Below are 18,269 nucleotides of genomic sequence, written 5' to 3'. Positions count from 1 at the left end.
TATATTGACATTTTATTTTTACGGATATATCATTAAAACGAATATAACTTAGATTAATCTCTTATTTCGTAAATAAAAAATATTGATACGGCATTTTCGGCTATATTATTAAATTGTTATTTTAATTTTCGGCAGTTTAAGGTATAATTATTAAAATAAAGGCGGTGGTTTGTTGGATATTATTGACGAATTTTTTATTGACAATATTTTTGTAGGCAAGGAAATAGAAGATTTAAATACAGTCATTTATAGCTTAAAAAATGGTATTCCTGTTTATAATATTTATATTATCTGCGTTTACAAGAGCGGACGCAATATCGCGCAAATCATTACGTCGCGCCAGTTCTTAAAGGAAATAGGCGGCAAGAACGATATTAAAGCTATTGGCATAGCGCATGGAAAATACAGCGCAAGAAAGTTGTTTGCGGAAATTTTGGAGTATTGGATTTCCGCAGGGAAAACCGTGTTTGACTTTAGAGATAATATTATCGGGGAGTAGTGGTTTTGTTTGATGGCGTTAAGGGCATTTTTAGGAATTATATTGTTTTTTTCTGTTTTAATTGTTTGCCTGCTGACTTCGGTAGACTATGTTGCTCTTCATGATAAGGAGTTTTATTACAGCCAATATCAAAAAAACAACGTATATGAAACAGTATCAATAAATGAAGAAGATTTGGAAAAAGTTACGGATAACTTAATTAATTATATGAAAGGCAGTATAAACTACTTAAATTTAATTGTTGATATAAACGGCACGGAAACTCAGTTTTTTAACAGCAGGGAGCTCGACCATATGGTTGACGTAAGAAATTTAATGATGAGCGGCAAAAATATAAGGGACGGCGCCGCGGTTGCAGCTGTGATTTCATTTGCGGCGTTAATGTATTTGGGAGCCGGCCTTAAATCCGCTTCAAAGTATTTTGTTTTTGGGATTCCAGTTCTCTCTGCCTGCATCGCTGTATTAGGTTTTATTATATCAAGGGACTTTACGACTGCTTTTAATTATTTTCATGAGATATTTTTTACAAATGATTTATGGCAGCTGGATTACACAAGGGACAGGCTTATTAATATTGTTCCGGAAAGCTTTTTTATTGCTATGGCCTTGAAAATAGGAATTATTTTTGTTTTGGTATTATTTTTTATTTGGATAATTTCTCTGGCCGTATTTTTAAAGAAGCGCAACAAAGCGGCATAGGACAAACAAGGTGGTATAACATGGATATACTGTTAATTCTTCTTGGAGCGTTGAAATTTATCGGCGTTGTAATTTTAGCCGTTATAGGTATTTTAATAGTTTTAGCTTGTATTATACTTTTTGTTCCGGTTAAATATTTTATAAATGCTGAAAAGTATGAAAGCGTTAAAGGGAATGTAAATATTAAATGGCTTTTCGGAATTGTAAATATTGATATAATTTATTTGGAAGATAAAGCGAAAATAATGATTAAAATACTTGGAGCCAATATTGAAAATTATAGGAAAAAGAAGAAGAAAAGGAAATCGGCTGAAAGAAGAGAAAATAAAAGCTGTGAAATAAGCGCGCAGGAAAAAACTGGCGAACGGATTAACGCTGCAAACCAAAATTTAAATATGGGTTCTGAGGAAATAAAAAAAGGAAGCTTTGAAGATATTTCGGCGGAATCGAAAGACACAGCGATTAAAATCGAAAAGGCGGTATTTCCCGGCTTTGATGATAAAGGTGAAGAAAATATTAAAGAGTTTAACGCTAAAAATATAAAAAAACCTGTTGTAAGGCGCGTTAAAATGTCCGAATTTAAGTTTGACAATATTAATAATAATGTTAATTTAAACAGTGATTTTAAAACTGATAAAAAAGTTAATGATGAAACGGGAAATATATCTGAAAATCATAGGATGTCCGAAGAAAGTAATGGCGATAAAAACGGATTACCGGATGAAGGCGGGAAAATTGACCTTAAATATTTTAAAGATATGCCGTGGGAAGAGAAAAAGGCTGTTGCCAAGGTTTCGGTAAAATTTATTAAATCAGTTTTTAAAGATATTGCGCCTGAAAGGACTGTTGTTAACGCCGTTATCGGTACGGGCGATCCATGCGATACGGGAAATATAGTGGCCGCAGGGGCAGTATTGAAAGGGATGTTTTATGAAACGGTAAATATAAAAGGCGATTTTTCTAAAAAAACGGCGGAAGGAAATATCAATATTTTAGGAAGCATAACGGTCGGCAGGCTTGTCGGCTCGGCTTTAGTTTATGTATTATCAAAACCGATAAGAAAAATTATTAAAATATATTTGAAGGGTTAAGGTGACATATATGGGCGCATCTATAAACGGAAATATTGAAGCATTATGCAGCAGGCTTGACGATTTTGTATCTACAAAAACAGTTGTCGGCGATGCAGTTACTATTGGCGATGTTGTGCTTATACCGCTTATAGAAGTAAGTTTCGGTATGGGAGCGCTAGGCAGTGAGAATCCCGACAGGAAAAAAACGGAATCGGGAGCCGGAGGAATGGGGGCAAAGATTACGCCGAGCGCTGTTATAGCTATTATAAACGGCAGCGTACAGCTTATAAATATTAAAAATCAGGATGCGGTGAACAAACTTATCGATATGGTTCCCGGAGCTGTTTCAAAGCTTAATTTCGGCTCCATATTCGGGAATAAAAATAATAAGACTAAAGACGACGGAGCAGAAGTTAAATTTGAAGAAAAAATTATTGTTGAAGAGTAGTCGAAAATTTTGAAAGCCGGTGGTTATCATGACGACGCAGATTGAATTTTACGACAAGGACATTATAAAGAACACGCTTGGCGTTCTGACTGTAAAGCCAGATAAAGTTATATATATTTACGATAATGCTTTAGATGATATGTATAGATTTGTAAGTCTGGAGAAATGTTTTAAAAAACATCTTCCTAATATAATACTTGAAAAGTATCCGGTAAATATCTTAAAAATGAATGACATTTATAAAAAAGTTTGCGAGGTAATAGATGAAAACGGAAACTGTATAATTGATCTTACGGGAGGAAGCGAATTGATGGTTATAGCCGGCTATAAAGCCGGAACGGAAAAGGGCGCAAAGCTTGTATATACGGATATAATTGAAGAAAAGCTTGTAAATATAGAAAATGAAAACGATTTTGTTAAAACGGAAATGCTTACCCTTTCGGATTTTGTGGATGCGAGAGGATCTGACTTTATCGGAAATTCCCATGCCGAGCCGGATGAAAAAGATTTTGACAATATATTAAAAATGTGCAGGTATATTTTTAATCATCTTAGCAAATGGCGAAATACATGCGGCTTTTTTCAGACGGCTATGGCAGATTCGGCTCCGTCGCAGCTTGATTTAAGAGTCAGAGCGGAAATATACCAAAAGGACGGACGCCATGTAAGCCCCGATAAAGATATGCTTTATGAATTTCAGAAAATGGGCTTTATACGGGATTTGTATTTTTCGGGAAAATATGTTGTGTTGTCGTTTGTTTCAAAACTTGCTAAAAGCTATCTTATAAATTACGGCGTATGGCTGGAATTATTCGTATACATAAATGCTGTTAAAAGCGGCGTTTTTCAGGATGTAAAGCTTGGGGCAATGATCGACTGGGACGCATATGACGGATATACTGTTGCGGGAAATGAAATAGATATAATTTTAATGGATAAAAGTATGCCGGTTTTTATTTCCTGCAAATTGAAAGATGCGGATACTCCTGCCTTAAATGAACTGCTTATTGCTAAAAAGCGTCTTGGCGGATGGTTTTCCAAAGCAATTATTGTTACGTTCGGAAACGATAAGGAATTAAAAACGGGTACATACAGAAGAAGCAGGGAACTTGGTATTGAAATGCTTGGAAAAGAGGATATATTAAGCGACAATTTTCAGGACAGGCTTATAAAAACGGTTAGAGGACATAATTTGATCAGCCTGAAATGGAAAAAAGTTTGAATACAAATATTTAAGGGTGATTTTAATGACAAAAAAGGTTGCGGCTATAAACGACCTGTCAGGAGCGGGACGATGTTCGCTTACTGTTGCTTTGCCTATACTTTCAACTTTTGGGGTACATGTTTTTCCGATGCCGACGGCAATACTTAGCAATCAAACCGGGTACGACAGTTTTTATATTTATGATTTTACTGATAAAATGGATAATTTTACATATCAATGGAAAAAGATGGAGCTTGAATTCGACGGCATATATACTGGGTTTATAGCAAGCTGCAGACAAGTTGACAAAATAGAAGAATTTATAAAAATTTTTAAAAAAAAAGATACCCTTCTCATTATCGACCCTATAATGGGGGACGACGGGGCTGTGTATCCTAATTTTAATAGCGAGCTTAGAGAGAAAATTACAAAATTGGCTTTCCAAGCGGATATAATAACGCCCAACCTGACTGAATTCTGTATACTTACAGGAACAAATTACAAAGAACTTATAAGCAAATCGGATCAAGATAATTTTTTGGATATTACCGCTGAATGTGGAAAAAAATTGATCCGCGGAAATGTTAAGCGCGCTGTTATTACCGGAATAAGGCATCGTGGACGCGGCGACAGCGAAGATATGTTTTATAATATAGTTATATCGGAAGGGAAAACTTATTTTATTAAAAGTGAAATTACAGGCGGCAGTTATTCGGGAACAGGGGACATATTGTCTTCTATTATATGCGCAATGTCTGTAAAGGGATACGATTTGAAATATGCGGTTGAAGTCGCAGTTAAATTTATAGGAGCATCCATAAAAGACAGCTATAATGAAAACACGGACAGAAGAGCCGGCGTTAATTTTGAGAAATATCTTTGGATGCTTAACGGCAAGTAAATTTTATTTTAAATATCGACTGTAAAATCACATATTTCCAAAAATCTCAGACAGTTTTTCCATGTATAAGGATAGTGGTTTAAATGAATAAAAAAATCAGGAACTTGCTATTTTACTTTGGACTTGTTATCCTAATGTTTTTTGTTATAAAAAAAATGCTAGGCGATGGAATATATGACGTATTGGAGCTTTTAAAAACAATCGAATTCAAATATATCGCGCTTATATTGATTTGTGTCGGAGCCTACAATTTTATGGAGGGAATTATTGTTTGGCTTACGGCTAAAAACACTGCTGCAGGGCTTGAATTTAAAAGCGGCATACTCAGCGGATATTATACGGCTGTATTTCGGGCGTTGACTTTCGGCACAGGAAGCGCCGCCGCTTTAATTTATTATTTGAACAAGAAAAATATAAGTCCGGAAGTTGGGTACGGCATTGTTACGGTCAGTTACAGTTTCCATAAAATAACGGTTGCGCTTTATGTGACGGTTGGGCTTTTAATTAACTTCGGATTTTTCAGGGAAAACTATGGGGAGTATTTTGGATATATAATTGCCGGATATATTTTAACTGTCATTATCGTGGCCGTATTGCTTGGCATATGTCTAAGTTCAAAATTTCATAATATTATCTTAAAAACATCCGGAAGGATTTTAAAGAATACAAAATTCAGCGGCAAATTGCAGCTGATTGAAAAAAAACTTAATTCTTTAAGAAACGAAACGGGAAGTATTCTTAGAGATCGAAAAAATGCTCTTAAAATGATAGCGGCGGAATTTTTAAAACTTACATGTTGGTATTTAATACCTTATATTTCACTTAAAGGAATGGGGTGCCCGGAAGACGTTACGGTTATATATTCGCTTGGCATAATATCATTGGTGGTTGCTCTTGTGGGAGTTATACCTACGCCGGGAAATGTGGCAAGCGTTGAAATAATATTTACAATTATGTTCTCTGTTTTAGTAAGTGAGACGCAGGCGGCCGCCGCTATGATTATATATAGATTTTCAACATATTATGGGGCGTTTTTCGTGGCGGTTATTATATATTTTGCTGCAACACGGCTTGTAAATCCGTTTAAAAGACACGGACATGCATAAAAATCAAATATAGAATTTTAAAAACTATAAAAGTGTCGGTATAGTAATTTATTTACGTATTTATTTTTGTGTATAATATGGATAGACAAAGGCCATAAAGTGAAATAAAATTATATTACAGATGTGAAGCAGTTAATTGTATAAAAATACTTACAGTGTTGCGCCGTGTAACTTTTAATGACAAAGAAGGAGAGAATGAACATGAAGTTTATTGAATTCCCTGAAATGAGTTTCAAGGTTGAGGGTATGGAAGGTATAAAAATACCTACAATGGTTAAGATAAGGCAAAAATATGACGACAGCAAGGTTGAAGATATCAAAGGGACTTTGCTTGCTGAAATGGAAAAACTTGGGAATAAGGGCGAGCTTAAAGGCAAAAGAATTGCAATCACGGCAGGAAGCCGCGGTATTCCGCACATCGACCTTATAACAAGGACTATTTGCGATAAACTTAAAGAATGGGGAGCAGAACCTTTTATCGTTCCGGCAATGGGAAGCCATGGCGGCGGTACTGTTGAAGGACAGCTTGAAGTTATAAACGGATACGGCATAACAGAGGAGGCTATGGGCGTTCCTATACTTGCAAGCATGGAAGTTGAACTGGTTGGTCAAATGCCTGACGGCACGCCTATTTATTGCGATAAATATGCGTATAATGCAGACGGCATTGTTCTTTTAAATAAAGTAAAACCTCATACGGATTTTAAAGGAGAGCATGAAAGCGGACTTCTTAAAATGATTGCTATCGGCCTTGCCAAACATAAAGGCGCATCATGGTTCCATATGCAGGGATTCGATACGTTTGCTGAAAGAATTCCAATTGTTGCAAAAGAGTTTTTAAAGAAAATGAACGTTGTTTTCGGCGTCGGCCTTGTACAGAACGCTTATGATGAAATATGCCTTATTGAAGTCATGGAAAAAGATAAAATTGTCGAAAGGGATCACGCAATGCTTATGGTTGCAAAGGAAAGGATTGCGAAACTTAAATTTGACAACATAGATGTGCTTATTGTTGATAAAATAGGCAAAAATATAAGCGGCGAAGGGCATGATCCTAATGTTACCGGAAGAAGCTTTATGCCGGGATTTGAAGATGATTTCCATACGCAGAAGCTGTTTATAAGGGGGCTTACGCCTGAATCCCACCATAACTCTTGCGGTCTTGGCGGGGCCGATATTACGACAAGGCGTTGCCTGAATGATGTTGACTGGGAAAGCAGTTGGGTAAATCTCGGTACAAACACTATGATTGACGGCGGGAAGATACCAATGTATCTTAATAATGACAGGGAAGCTCTTCTTCTTGCTATACGTACATGCAGGAAAATTGATTATAACAAAGCGAGAATAGCGCGTATACCTGATACGCTTCATCTTGATGAGATAGAAATTTCAGTTGATCTTATACCGGATATTAAGGATAGGGATGATGTGGAAATTATAAGCGAGCCATATGAAATGCCTTTTGATGCTGATGGTTTTATGATTGATTGGTACGAGGAAAAGAAATAAGTTATATGCTAATAATTACTGCCGGAAGATTTTGTTCCGGCAGTATTTATTTAATTATGTGAAATATAAAATAAATTGTATTATAAATATGAGAACTGATAAACGGCGTTTTGTGAAGGCAGTAATGATATTGATAAATTTGTAAAAAGCAACTATATTTATATGTACGAATTGCTGGAAGTAGCTTTTTTATAGGTATGTATATAAATGCAATACTGCATTGCTGGGTATTTTTCGGAAAGATGATTAAAATTAAAAAAGATTCGTATTTAAAATAATGTTGGCCGCTATTAGAACATTTAAGTTTATTTATTTATAAAATAAAGTCCGATTAAACAAATAATAATGCCGATTATTTTATTGGAAGTGATTGCTTCGTGATAAAACAATCCTCCGACAAAGATTAATGCCAGCGCAAGAAAGGCGCTCTGAACAACAGAAGCCGTGCTGACCGGCCATCCCACCTTATATGCATAGATAAAACCGATTTCAAGGCCGACAACCGAAATTCCAAGAAGTATAGGCGCTGCGTTCATTTTGCTGTATTCGTTCAGCAGGCTGACGTTTTTGTTCATAGCAAAGAACATAACGGCCGAACAAGCGGCGCCCACAAGATAAGTTACAACCATGGACGCCATTGTATCCATATTTTTTGGAACTGATTTTGCACAGATTTGATAAACGACATTTGATATAACTATAAGCGCGATTGGCCAAATATATGACATAGTGCTGCCTCCTGAATTAAATAACAGACATGCGTTTGAAGCATTGCTGTATTAATATTTTTATGACTGGATTTAATATACTACATTGGAATATACAGTGTCAAACACAAAATATGTGGTTTGTATATTTCAGATTGAATTAAGCGGCTTCTTTTAAAACATCGTATTTTTTGTAAAGATATTATGCTGTACGTTGTGTTTTTGTGTGCAAAAGGTTTCTTTTTACTATGTATGGGCTTTGGATGTTTAGATTATGATATATAAAATTCACTCATGTTCTGCTTTTAAGCTGCGGTACGTATATTGCAATACTGCACAGATTTTCTAAGGCATATTGAAAAATAGTATAAAAAGTGATATTATTAATAAATATTGCCTATGCGGGTTTCATATATTTGCAGCGGTTAATAATAATTATTTTATAAAGGAGATAAATAATGCTTACAAGCAAGCAAAGAGCTTATTTAAGGGGCCTTGCAAACGGCCTTGACACTATTTTTCACGTTGGCAAAAGCGGCGTTACGCCTGAAATTACCGAAAGCTTTAACCAGGCCCTCGAAGCAAGGGAACTTGTAAAAGCAAATGTTTTAGACAACAACATGATTGGTTCCCGAGAAGCAGCCCAGACGATTGCCGAAAGAACCCATGCGGAGGTTGTTCAGGTTATCGGAAACAAATTTGTTTTGTACAGAAGAGCTAAAAAGCCTGTTATTGAACTGCCGAAATCAAAATAGTTTTGTAAAGTTGTGGTTGGAACATGGGGTGTTTATATTGACGGATTTTGAAAGCCTTAAAAATATAAAAAAATTTGCTGTCCTTGGAGGAACGTTTGATCCGATACATTTTGGCCATATATCTGTTGCCGAAGAGGTTTTGGAGAAAACAGATGTGGAAAAAATTATTTTTATACCTGCCGGAAATCCTCCTCATAAAAGTTACGCAGACGTCACCACGCCTTTGGACAGGCTTAAAATGACGGCTCTTGCGATAGAGGGCAGAAAAAATATGGAAATAAGTTCTATTGAAATAGACAGAGAAGGCACAACATACACTGTCGATACTATAATTGAGCTTAAACGTATGCTTGGAGATAATGTGAATTTCAAATTTATAACAGGCGCGGATGCCATACATTATATAACCACATGGAAAAACTATAAGAAACTTTTGGAAATATGTGATTTTATTGCGGTAACAAGGCCGGGATTCAATAAGAAAATTCTTTTGGAAGAAATATCGTTTATGGAACAAAATTTTAAAAGCAGGGTTGAATTTATTGAAATACGCCCTGTTGATATATCATCTTCACAAATTAGGCAAAGAGTGGCGGAAGGTATGCCAATAAACGGCCTTGTTCCAAAAAAAGTTGAAGAATATATCATAAATAAAAAGCTGTATAAATGAATTTAATTTATTTACGGAAGGGACTTGGTAGTTTGCTTGACTTTATTACAATGGAGAGAAAGCTGCAATCCTCTTTGTCTATTGAAAGGTATATACACACAATGGGCGTTGTTAAAACAGCTTTAAGGATGGCGGGCATTTATAATGCCGATGTGGATAAAGTGCATACGGCGGCGCTTTTGCATGACTGTGCAAAGGATTTCCCAGCAGAAATGAAAAGACGTTTCTGTAAAGAATTTCATGTTCCGGTCGACGATATAATGTTAAGTTGTATTGATTTGACACATCCGTTTTTAGGCGCGGAGGTTGCCAAAAGGGAGTACGGCGTTGAAGATGAAGAAGCGCTTGACGCCATAAGGTATCATACAACAGGCAGAAAAAATATGGGGATTATTGAAAAGATTGTTTTTTTGGCCGATTATATTGAACCCAACAGAAAGAATTTTGAAGGATTGGAAGAAGCAAGGGAGATTTGCTTTAAAGATATAGATAAAGCTATGGCCCTTGTTCTTAGGCAGACGGTTGAATATGTAAAGGAAAGGAAAAGGCCTCTTCATCCTTTGTCATTAGAAGCGTTGAGTTATTATGAAAATAAGGAGGAATAACATGGAACAAAACTTTTATGAAGCTTCCAAAATAGCTCAGGAAGCCCTTGAAGACAAAAAAGCCGAAGACATAAAAGTGCTTGATTTAAACGGCCTTTCAAATATTACAGATTATTTTGTTATAGCGAGCGGGAATAATATTAATCAGCTTAGAGCAATGGCTGACAATGTTGAAGAAAAATTATTTAAGGCCGGTTTCAAACTGCACCATTCGGAAGGATACCAGGGCGGGGCGTGGATACTGCTTGATTTTGGAAATATAATTATACATTTGTTTAATAAGGAAGAAAGAGACTTTTACAGCCTTGACAGGGTTTGGAGCGACGCAAAAGAGATATAGGAGAAATACTGAAAATATTATTAAAGATAATATTTATAGTTAAAAATAAATGAGTTTTTTATAATTCCGGAAGTTGAATATGCGGAGATTTTCATTGAAGCATTAGAATACGGGTGAATGTTAATATTTTATGCAGTATTTATGTTTTGCAGTGTTTCATGTATATAAGCAATTTAATTTTGGCAGAGCATTTAAACAATATTTTCTGAAAATGCAAATAAAAGACTCTTAACATGGCGAAAAGTTTGATTTGTATACGGTTCGTCCCATAAACCTCATAATATATAATTTAATTTTGAATAACAGAAAAGGCGTATATATATACGCCTTAAAATATGCATATTTACCTTTTATTGGCGCGTTTATTTAAACTTGCCATTTTATCATTTGACTGCTTGAGGAATTCTTTCATTTTTTCTTCAAAGTCATTAAGCGGGGTTTGTGAAGAAGGGTGAGAATCGCTGTTTTTATCGAAGTTCCCTCGTTGTTCACGCGGTTTGTAGTTTGGGTTGCGGGGAGCTTTGTCTGTCCTTTCGGGTTTTGGAAGTGCGGCGCGTATTGACAGGGAAATACGGTTTGTTTCCGGATCAACAGACATTATTTTTACTTTAACATTATCATTGACTTTCAGATGATCGTTTATATCCTGTACAAAGCTGTTTGCAATCTGTGAGATATGAACAAGCCCTTGACCGCCGCCTTCAAGTGCAATAATTGCGCCGAAAGGGGTTATTTTAATTACTTTACCTTCTACAATACTTCCTACAACATGTTCTGACATTAAAAATTACACTCCTAATTATTTTTTAAAAAATTTGAATAATGCGATTATAACATATATGTAAATAAATTACAATTAGTTTTGGGAGGAAAAAATGGCAAAAAAGAATGAAATAATTAATATAAAAATAGATGATTTACTCTTTCCTAATAAAGGCGTAGGAATATTCGAAAATTATAAGGTTACAGTTAAAAATACGCTGCCCGGGCAGGTTGTCAATGCAAGGATTACGAAAAAGAGGGATGGAAAACTTGAGGCATCTCTTTTGGACATTGAGAAAAATGCGGAGTACGAAATTAAACCGGGATGCGGCCATTTTAAGTACTGCGGCGGCTGTTCATATCAGAATATAACTGTGGAAAAAGAAAATGAAATAAAAGAAAAACAGGTATTAAAGCTTCTTGATGATGCAGGCATAAAGGGATATATATATGAAGGCATAGACGTATCTCCGGTTATAGAAGGATACCGCAATAAATGCGAGTTTTCGTTCGGCGATGAAGAAAAAGGCGGCGACCTTGCGCTTGGAATGAGGAAAAGAAACAGTTTTTATGAAGTTGTAACGCTCACGGACTGCAATATTATAGACGGCGATTATTTAAGTATTATAAAATCAACTCTTGATTTCTTCAGGAAGAAGGCAATACCTTTTTATCATAAATCAAGGCATGATGGGGTTTTAAGGCATCTTGTTGTCCGCAAAGGGGCGTACACAGGAGAAATATTGGTAAATCTTGTTACAACAAGCGGCGTGTCTTTTGATATTGAAGATTATGCAAAAGAACTGCTATCAATAAAGCTTGATGGAAATGTATGCGGCATACTTCATACCGAAAACGACGGTGTTGCCGATGTTGTAAAAAGCGATAATACAAAAGTTATATATGGAAACGGTTATTTTACGGATAAACTTTTCGATTTAAATTTTAAGGTCACGGCATTTTCTTTTTTCCAGACAAATACAAAGGGCGCTGAAAAATTATATGAAATTGTAAAGGAATATGCGGGCGATTCTAAGGATAAAACAGTTTTTGACCTTTACTGCGGCACGGGAACTATAAGCCAGATTATGGCGGCGAACAGTAAAAAAGTTGTGGGAATAGAGATTGTCGAGGAGGCTATTGAAGCGGCAAAAGAAAACGCCGCATTAAACGGTATTGATAATTGTAAATTTATTGCAGGCGACGTATTAAAAAAAGTTGAGGAACTTACCGATAAGCCTGATATAATTATTGTAGATCCTCCGAGGGATGGAATACATCCGAAAGCAATTAATAAAATAATAGATTTCAATGCGCCTGAAATAGTATATGTATCATGTAAACCTTCGTCATTAGCAAGAGATTTGGCAATTTTTCAGGAAAGTGGATATGAAGTTGTTAAAATTAAACTGTTAAATCAGTATCCAAGAAGCGCTCATACCGAATCGGTTGCACTGCTGGTAAAAAAATAATTTATATGTTGTAAGTTGTTGCGTTGTCTTATAAATTATATTTATTTTTCTGTATCTTATGAAAGAGTTGATTAACCCGTTAAATATATATAAATCAATCGGTTATGAGGCATAGTTATTGAAAATACGGCGAAGGGGCATAAATGGAATATTTTAAGAAAACCGGCGTAAAGACTGATAGTAAACCGGCTTTAATATCATGATATTTCTGACGCACATCTTTGGAAACATTAAATAGGTTTGATGTGCGATGAGGAAATATAAATTGTAAAAAATATTTTTAGTATATAAATATTCTGTATGCGCATTGAAATGCTTCCGTTACACGGATATCCTAAACTGAATGAGTATCCGCATTTGAAAGGTAATTTTGGATCTGCCTCGTAAAGACGGCAGATCAAATTTCATAATATACCTGCTCCTATACTTTTTACAATAAACTGTTTCTTGCCGGTAAAACAAAGCTATGCGGACAGAGTGTTCACAACTTCGGTTGTATACCTGATTAAGATTTGAAAAAGATACTTGGACAATTAAAACGGCCTTATATTCGTCATCATTAATATATGGGCATTCAAGAGCGGTTAAATTGTTATATTGGACTGCAAAAAATATGTGTAGGAATTCAATCTTAAATATTTGAAACCTGCAAAAACATATAAAAGTAATCCGGCCTGTAAGTGTTCTTATCCGGCCGGATTTCATTTTTATATTTTATACAATTAATAACTGGAGTGATTTCAATCTTACAATTATAAATACTGAATTTTAAAACAATATTCCATTATAGAAATTTTATTTGTTTTATTATAATGTTAAACTGGGGGCGGAATATGTTCGTGAAGCTAATTCCTGATTAAGCATATATAAACTTTTTGGATCAGAACCAAAAAGTTCAAGTTTTTTAATAAGATCGCTTGCGTTAGTTTCCTCTTCACCCTGCTCTTTAATAAACCAATCTAAAAACTGCATTGTGCGGAAATCTTTCTCCGAATGTGCGGCTTCATATATATTGTTTATTAATGCCGTTACATGCCTTTCATGAGCAAGACCGGCAACTAATGCGTCGGCGTTGGCATTAAGAGGAACATTTGGTTTTTTGATTTCTTCATACGTTACTTTTGCATCATTATTCTGCATGTATTTTATAAAAAGCATAGCATGGTCTCGTTCCTCCTGCGCCTGAATCTGGTACCAGTTCGCGAACCCGTCAAGACCCTGTTCAACATAAAAATTTGCAAAATGAAGGTAAAGATATGCCGAATATAATTCTGCATTTACCTGTTCGTTTAATAACTGCGCGACTTTTTCATTTAGCATATAAATCTCTCCTTTGTAAAAAAATTTAAAGAAATGCTATTTATACTTTTTAAGTATACAATAATACAGCTAAAAATACAACAAGTTAACCCGTTTATATCATTAAAATATTTTTATTAATTATAAGAAAATATATAAAAGTTTTATAACTGGGAATAGTAAAGAACATAAATATTTGCAAATACGGATTTATTGCAGAAGGAGTGGGGACATGGATATGCTTACGCTAACAGATTTGAGAAAATCTGTAAGGAACTTTACGGATAAACCTATTGATGAGAATAAACTTCAGGAGATTACAGATTATTTTAAAAAGTGCCGCAGGATAGATAAAAGCATTAAAACTGAAATTATGATTATTAAAAAATCGGGACTTCCTAAGGACATTAAGGAAATAGGCGGATATAACGGATTTTTAATTGAGGCTCCGTATTATATTTTGATTTTTTCCGAAAAGAAACCTTATTTTATTGAAAATGTAGGATATATTGGCGAGGACATACTTTTAAAGCTTACAGATATGGATATTGACAGTTGCTGGATGACGTTGAAAGAAGAAAAAGTTGTAGAGGAAGGAGACAAAATGCGTATAACCGGCCTTATTGCGCTTGGTTACGGCGAAAGGATAAAGAAAATAAGCAAGCTGAAAAACATGTTCATAAGCAAATACGGAAACGGGGATCTTGAAGCCCCTAAACCCGGTACAGATAATGAAATACGAATGGATATATTAGATATGGTTTTTATGGGGGATTACGGAAAAACCGCAAGCTATGACGAACTTACGGCAACAGGGCTCTCGGAGGGGTTTTATGCGGCAAGACGCGCACCCTCGGCTTTGAACAGACAGCCATGGAGATTTATACTTGACGGGGGAACGGTGGCGCTTGTTATTAAAAAGGATGAGTATACTAATATATATGAGGCTCAAATTGCTGCCGGCGCTGCAATGCTTAATTTTGCAGTTGTTATAAGCGAACGCATATTTGATGTCAAATGGGAAATGGGGGCGGCAGATTTTAAATACAATATTCCCGACGACAGTTTTATAATTGCACATTGCAGAGTTTAAGGCTCTCGGATGTTGGATATATAACGGCATTTTTAACGGCTTATAATGATTTTTGCCATAAAAGAGTTTTTAACGGTATTCATATATTATTAGTTTATAAGACGGACTATGTCGGTTTATGATGAACTGCATGCATAATACTATAAATGGGCTTTTGAGATCAAGGCGCCGTTATTGTTTGGGCGATCGACATAATTCCTCCTTGCGTTGGTGACTGTCATTTGGCGCAATACTTTGCAAAGCAAAGCTAGTGTGTTATACGCTCTGCGGCCTGTAGGGAGAGTGCAATTGTATTTGTGGCGGGCAAGATAATTGAATCAGCAGAAAAATATAACTTTGATTGTGTGATGTTGAGCCGCAAGATCAGAACGGGTTTCACCAATAGATAAGACGTATATGAAGCTTACATCCATTGTCCCGCACTTGTGCTTGTGGATATAGTGTTCCGAAATGTGGTTATAACATTGAAAAATCAGATGGATTTTTTTCTCAAAATTGAAATTGAGGGAAGCCGTTTTGAAACGCTCCCGTCTTGATTGCCTGTCGGCAAATGCGGGCAGGGCTGTCAACGGCGGCGCATTTTATATGCGCCGTTTATTTTGATGTTGACCGGATCGACTGGCTTTGTCATCTGATCAACAAATAGGAACTTATTTTAATCATCAAATCCAAGCTGCTTCAAATATTGATAATTATTGGGGTTCTTCCCAACAAAAACTGATTTTTGATTTGTCAATAAAAATTTTTCTAATCCTATTTTTGTGTCAAGTTCTGCTACTCTCTTGATTGTGCTGTCTATGTAAGAAGTAATCTCATTAAATAATCCATAATCAATACCATAAACATTAAAACTTTGAGGCCTAAAACCAAAACTTAAAATCCCGTTTCTTTCCATATCAGATGAATTTATTGCAAAAATACTCGTAACGATTTCTAAATTTACCCATTCGCCTTTTTTATTGTGATGAGACGACCAAAAACCCAACTTACACCGAAGATTGCTTCCTTTCCACCGTAACTCTCTTTTGGATTTTATATATTGAAGTTTCTCACTTTGATAGTACCGCCCAAGTTCATTACAGACAGCCTGAAAAATATCCTTGGGCGAGTTATACAGAAAGTTAGAGTAGAGAATACTATTTACTTCCCATTTCCACATATCTTGTTTTCTCCAATTCTGATTTGCCTTTGCGTTCATTGTATCATAGCGGTGTTATAAAGTCCACGGAAATGTTATATGGCCGTTAATGATTATGTTCGGAAAAAGCCTTATACTTCAAGGGGGTTAGGCGTAGAACACAGAACACAGCAGAATACGTCTGCCCTTAAAAATACGCTTCCAATTGTTAAAGTTTCCTTTGCTGTACTTGTGTGAAAAAGATATAATTATAATGACAGATGAAAGACTGCCAAAACCGTTGCCTGTGTAGTCCAGTGTAAAGGGTGGTTTATCTGAATGTCAACATTTTGCGGCAGGATTTTAAGTTTCTTCTTTAAGTGCATGATTACATTTTTATAGGCGAAATAGATACTTGAATTTTTAAAATATACGGTTTAATTTTTTGAATTATTTTTAAAATATGAAGTTAATCTTTAAGTTTTTTATCTGAAAATATTTTTTATTTCAATGAACCATTTTGTTTCTTCATGAAAAATAAATTTTTTGTTTCCCCTTATAAGACATTCATAGCGAATTCCCTGCCCGCCGGCTTTTAGGCTGGCGGCGCGGCGCTTTTTAAGAACTTTATCTATGGGGTATACTCTGCCGTCTTCCCATTTAATTGATTTGGGCGTAATTTCTCCGTTTTTATCAAAAACAGCTTCAACTTCTACATATACTTTCCTATATGGATTAATCAATATATCACCTTCATTTTTTATTTTATAAAACCGACAGGGTGTATTATATGATCGGTTTTTGGATTGATATTTGATATTCTTGGATTTGTAAGCATTACAGCCCTTTGTATGCTTGAATGCCCAAAGCGATTTCGTATAATGTCAATAGACTTTTCAAGCTTTTCATTTTTTTCCATGGCTATAAATTCATTAAGGCATGAGAGCTGGCGTTCGTTTGCGCCGATAAGGCCGCATGAACGTATACTTATACTTCTCAATGGGACAGCCGGTTTATTGACGCTATAAAGCAAAAATGCTTTTTTAAATATTTCTTCAGAGCTGTTTGTCGGAAATCCTAATTTCCCCTGGCGTTCAAATGAGCATAAATTTTTATCCCGCAGGCCAATCTGCACTGTTTTGCACTGAAGGTTACTTTCCCTTAAACGTGACGCTACGCTTTCGCTTAATACATACATTGTTATTTTCACATCTTCAGGATCCGATACGTCGTAGGGAAGGGTTGTGCTGTTTCCTATACTTTTTACATCGGGATGAGAATCTGCAAATGCTACGGGCGAGTTTTCAAGACCGTTGGCAAACTGCCAAAGCATTATTCCGTTAATACCAAGTTCGCGTTTTAAAAGTTCCGGAGGAGCTTTTGCAAGGGAACATATAGTATCTATACCGTATTTTTTCAGTTTATTTTTTGTTGATGATCCGACGCCGAGAAGATCGCCTACGGGGAGCGGCCAGACTTTATCGCGGTAATTCTCTTTTGTTATAACTGTTGTTGCGTCGGGTTTTTTCATATCGGATCCTAGTTTGGCGAATACTTTATTAAAACTTACGCCTATTGAAACCGTTACGCCAAGTTCATATTTTATACGTTTGCGTATTTTATCTGCAATTTCTTTGCCGTTTCCGAAAAGGCTGACGCTGCCTGTAACATCAAGCCAACATTCATCTAAGCCGAAACTTTCGATTTTATCAGTATATTCGCAATATATTTCTTTTGCCATTTTTGAATATCTCAGATATTTATCATATGAAGGAGACACAAAGATAATATCAGGACATTTACGTTGGGCCTCCCAGAGGGTATCGGCCGTTTTAACGCCGAATTTCTTTGCAATGTTGTTTTTGGCTAATATTATGCCGCGTCGTTTTTCGGCGTTTCCCGCGACGGCTACGGGCCTGTCCCTTATACAAGGGTTGTAAAGACATTCTACAGAAGCGTAAAAGTTATTAAGATCAGAATGAAGTATTGTCCGTTCCATATAAAACT

At 35.7% G+C, this 18,269-nt stretch carries 20 protein-coding genes and 1 pseudogene; 15 read left to right on the top strand and 6 right to left on the bottom strand.

Translation table 11 applies throughout. The annotated features are described in order from the left end of the window. Positions 1-172 precede the first annotated feature (172 nt). The 8 genes from NE664_06305 (at position 173) to NE664_06270 (ending at position 7,442) form a co-directional block, all read left to right on the top strand. Complete coding sequence (locus NE664_06305; GenBank protein ID MCQ4726275.1) at positions 173-499, top strand: hypothetical protein; 327 nt, start codon at positions 173-175, stop codon at positions 497-499. A gap of 12 nt (positions 500-511) precedes the next feature. Then, positions 512-1,198, top strand: coding sequence for a TIGR01906 family membrane protein (locus NE664_06300; GenBank protein MCQ4726274.1), 687 nt, complete (start codon positions 512-514; stop codon positions 1,196-1,198). A gap of 20 nt (positions 1,199-1,218) precedes the next feature. Beyond that, the gene (locus NE664_06295; GenBank protein MCQ4726273.1) at positions 1,219-2,289 is read left to right on the top strand and encodes a hypothetical protein; all 1,071 of its coding nucleotides are present in this window, start codon (positions 1,219-1,221) and stop codon (positions 2,287-2,289) included. A 10-nt stretch (positions 2,290-2,299) separates the two neighbouring features. Continuing rightward, entirely contained in the window at positions 2,300-2,719 is a 420-nt protein-coding gene (locus NE664_06290; GenBank protein ID MCQ4726272.1) for a spore germination protein GerW family protein, read from the top strand. A 28-nt stretch (positions 2,720-2,747) separates the two neighbouring features. After that, positions 2,748-3,941, top strand: coding sequence for a DUF1887 family CARF protein (locus tag NE664_06285; protein ID MCQ4726271.1), 1,194 nt, complete (start codon positions 2,748-2,750; stop codon positions 3,939-3,941). A 25-nt stretch (positions 3,942-3,966) separates the two neighbouring features. Beyond that, a complete protein-coding gene (locus NE664_06280; GenBank protein MCQ4726270.1) occupies positions 3,967-4,824 on the top strand; it encodes a pyridoxamine kinase in 858 nt (285 codons plus the stop codon). Between the two features lie 83 nt (positions 4,825-4,907). Further along, entirely contained in the window at positions 4,908-5,930 is a 1,023-nt protein-coding gene (locus NE664_06275; protein ID MCQ4726269.1) for a flippase-like domain-containing protein, read from the top strand. A 201-nt stretch (positions 5,931-6,131) separates the two neighbouring features. After that, positions 6,132-7,442, top strand: coding sequence for a DUF362 domain-containing protein (locus NE664_06270; protein ID MCQ4726268.1), 1,311 nt, complete (start codon positions 6,132-6,134; stop codon positions 7,440-7,442). Positions 7,443-7,747: 305 nt separating this feature from the next. Here NE664_06270 and NE664_06265 read toward each other — a convergent pair whose 3' ends face one another. Beyond that, the gene (locus tag NE664_06265; protein MCQ4726267.1) at positions 7,748-8,170 is read right to left on the bottom strand and encodes an EamA family transporter; all 423 of its coding nucleotides are present in this window, start codon (positions 8,168-8,170) and stop codon (positions 7,748-7,750) included. A 437-nt stretch (positions 8,171-8,607) separates the two neighbouring features. Here NE664_06265 and NE664_06260 point away from each other — a divergent pair, with 437 nt between their 5' ends. From NE664_06260 to rsfS, 4 genes are read left to right on the top strand one after another with little or no spacing between them, the layout of a single operon-like run. Beyond that, a complete protein-coding gene (locus tag NE664_06260; GenBank protein MCQ4726266.1) occupies positions 8,608-8,904 on the top strand; it encodes a YhbY family RNA-binding protein in 297 nt (98 codons plus the stop codon). A 37-nt stretch (positions 8,905-8,941) separates the two neighbouring features. Next, positions 8,942-9,574 carry a nicotinate-nucleotide adenylyltransferase gene (gene nadD / locus NE664_06255; GenBank protein ID MCQ4726265.1) on the top strand — a complete coding sequence of 211 codons (633 nt, stop codon included), beginning with the start codon at positions 8,942-8,944 and terminating at the stop codon, positions 9,572-9,574. Between the two features lie 32 nt (positions 9,575-9,606). Then, positions 9,607-10,179 (top strand): bis(5'-nucleosyl)-tetraphosphatase (symmetrical) YqeK, encoded by a 573-nt coding sequence (gene yqeK / locus NE664_06250; GenBank protein ID MCQ4726264.1) that lies wholly within the window; start codon positions 9,607-9,609, stop codon positions 10,177-10,179. Position 10,180: 1 nt separating this feature from the next. After that, positions 10,181-10,519: a ribosome silencing factor gene (gene rsfS / locus NE664_06245; protein MCQ4726263.1), complete on the top strand. Its 339-nt coding sequence runs from the start codon at positions 10,181-10,183 to the stop codon at positions 10,517-10,519. A 343-nt stretch (positions 10,520-10,862) separates the two neighbouring features. Here the strand turns inward: rsfS and NE664_06240 are convergent, their stop codons facing one another. After that, complete coding sequence (locus NE664_06240; protein MCQ4726262.1) at positions 10,863-11,300, bottom strand: S1 RNA-binding domain-containing protein; 438 nt, start codon at positions 11,298-11,300, stop codon at positions 10,863-10,865. 94 nt (positions 11,301-11,394) lie between these two features. Here NE664_06240 and rlmD point away from each other — a divergent pair, with 94 nt between their 5' ends. After that, on the top strand, positions 11,395-12,753 hold the full coding sequence (gene rlmD / locus NE664_06235; GenBank protein MCQ4726261.1) for a 23S rRNA (uracil(1939)-C(5))-methyltransferase RlmD: 1,359 nt from the start codon (positions 11,395-11,397) through the stop codon (positions 12,751-12,753). Positions 12,754-13,062: 309 nt separating this feature from the next. Next, positions 13,063-13,251 (top strand): annotated as a pseudogene (locus tag NE664_06230) (hydroxylamine reductase). Between the two features lie 309 nt (positions 13,252-13,560). Here NE664_06230 and NE664_06225 read toward each other — a convergent pair. Next, positions 13,561-14,073 carry a ferritin gene (locus tag NE664_06225; protein MCQ4726260.1) on the bottom strand — a complete coding sequence of 171 codons (513 nt, stop codon included), beginning with the start codon at positions 14,071-14,073 and terminating at the stop codon, positions 13,561-13,563. 217 nt (positions 14,074-14,290) lie between these two features. On the opposite strand from NE664_06225, the gene NE664_06220 reads away from it, so the two are divergent. Next, on the top strand, positions 14,291-15,145 hold the full coding sequence (locus NE664_06220; protein ID MCQ4726259.1) for a nitroreductase: 855 nt from the start codon (positions 14,291-14,293) through the stop codon (positions 15,143-15,145). A 655-nt stretch (positions 15,146-15,800) separates the two neighbouring features. Here NE664_06220 and NE664_06215 read toward each other — a convergent pair. The 3 genes from NE664_06215 to dinB all read right to left on the bottom strand — a co-directional run bounded on the left by NE664_06215 (position 15,801) and on the right by dinB (position 18,261). Beyond that, positions 15,801-16,304 (bottom strand): hypothetical protein, encoded by a 504-nt coding sequence (locus NE664_06215; GenBank protein MCQ4726258.1) that lies wholly within the window; start codon positions 16,302-16,304, stop codon positions 15,801-15,803. A gap of 443 nt (positions 16,305-16,747) precedes the next feature. Continuing rightward, positions 16,748-17,005 carry a hypothetical protein gene (locus tag NE664_06210; protein ID MCQ4726257.1) on the bottom strand — a complete coding sequence of 86 codons (258 nt, stop codon included), beginning with the start codon at positions 17,003-17,005 and terminating at the stop codon, positions 16,748-16,750. Positions 17,006-17,022: 17 nt separating this feature from the next. Continuing rightward, positions 17,023-18,261 carry a DNA polymerase IV gene (dinB, locus tag NE664_06205; GenBank protein ID MCQ4726256.1) on the bottom strand — a complete coding sequence of 413 codons (1,239 nt, stop codon included), beginning with the start codon at positions 18,259-18,261 and terminating at the stop codon, positions 17,023-17,025. Positions 18,262-18,269: the final 8 nt, after the last annotated feature.

The sequence above is a fragment of the Anaerotignum faecicola genome (assembly GCA_024460105.1).
Taxonomy (GTDB): Bacteria; Bacillota; Clostridia; order Lachnospirales; family Anaerotignaceae; genus JANFXS01.
The sequence above is the reverse complement of the archived record's forward strand: the minus strand, read 5'-3'. Positions and strand labels throughout refer to the sequence as shown.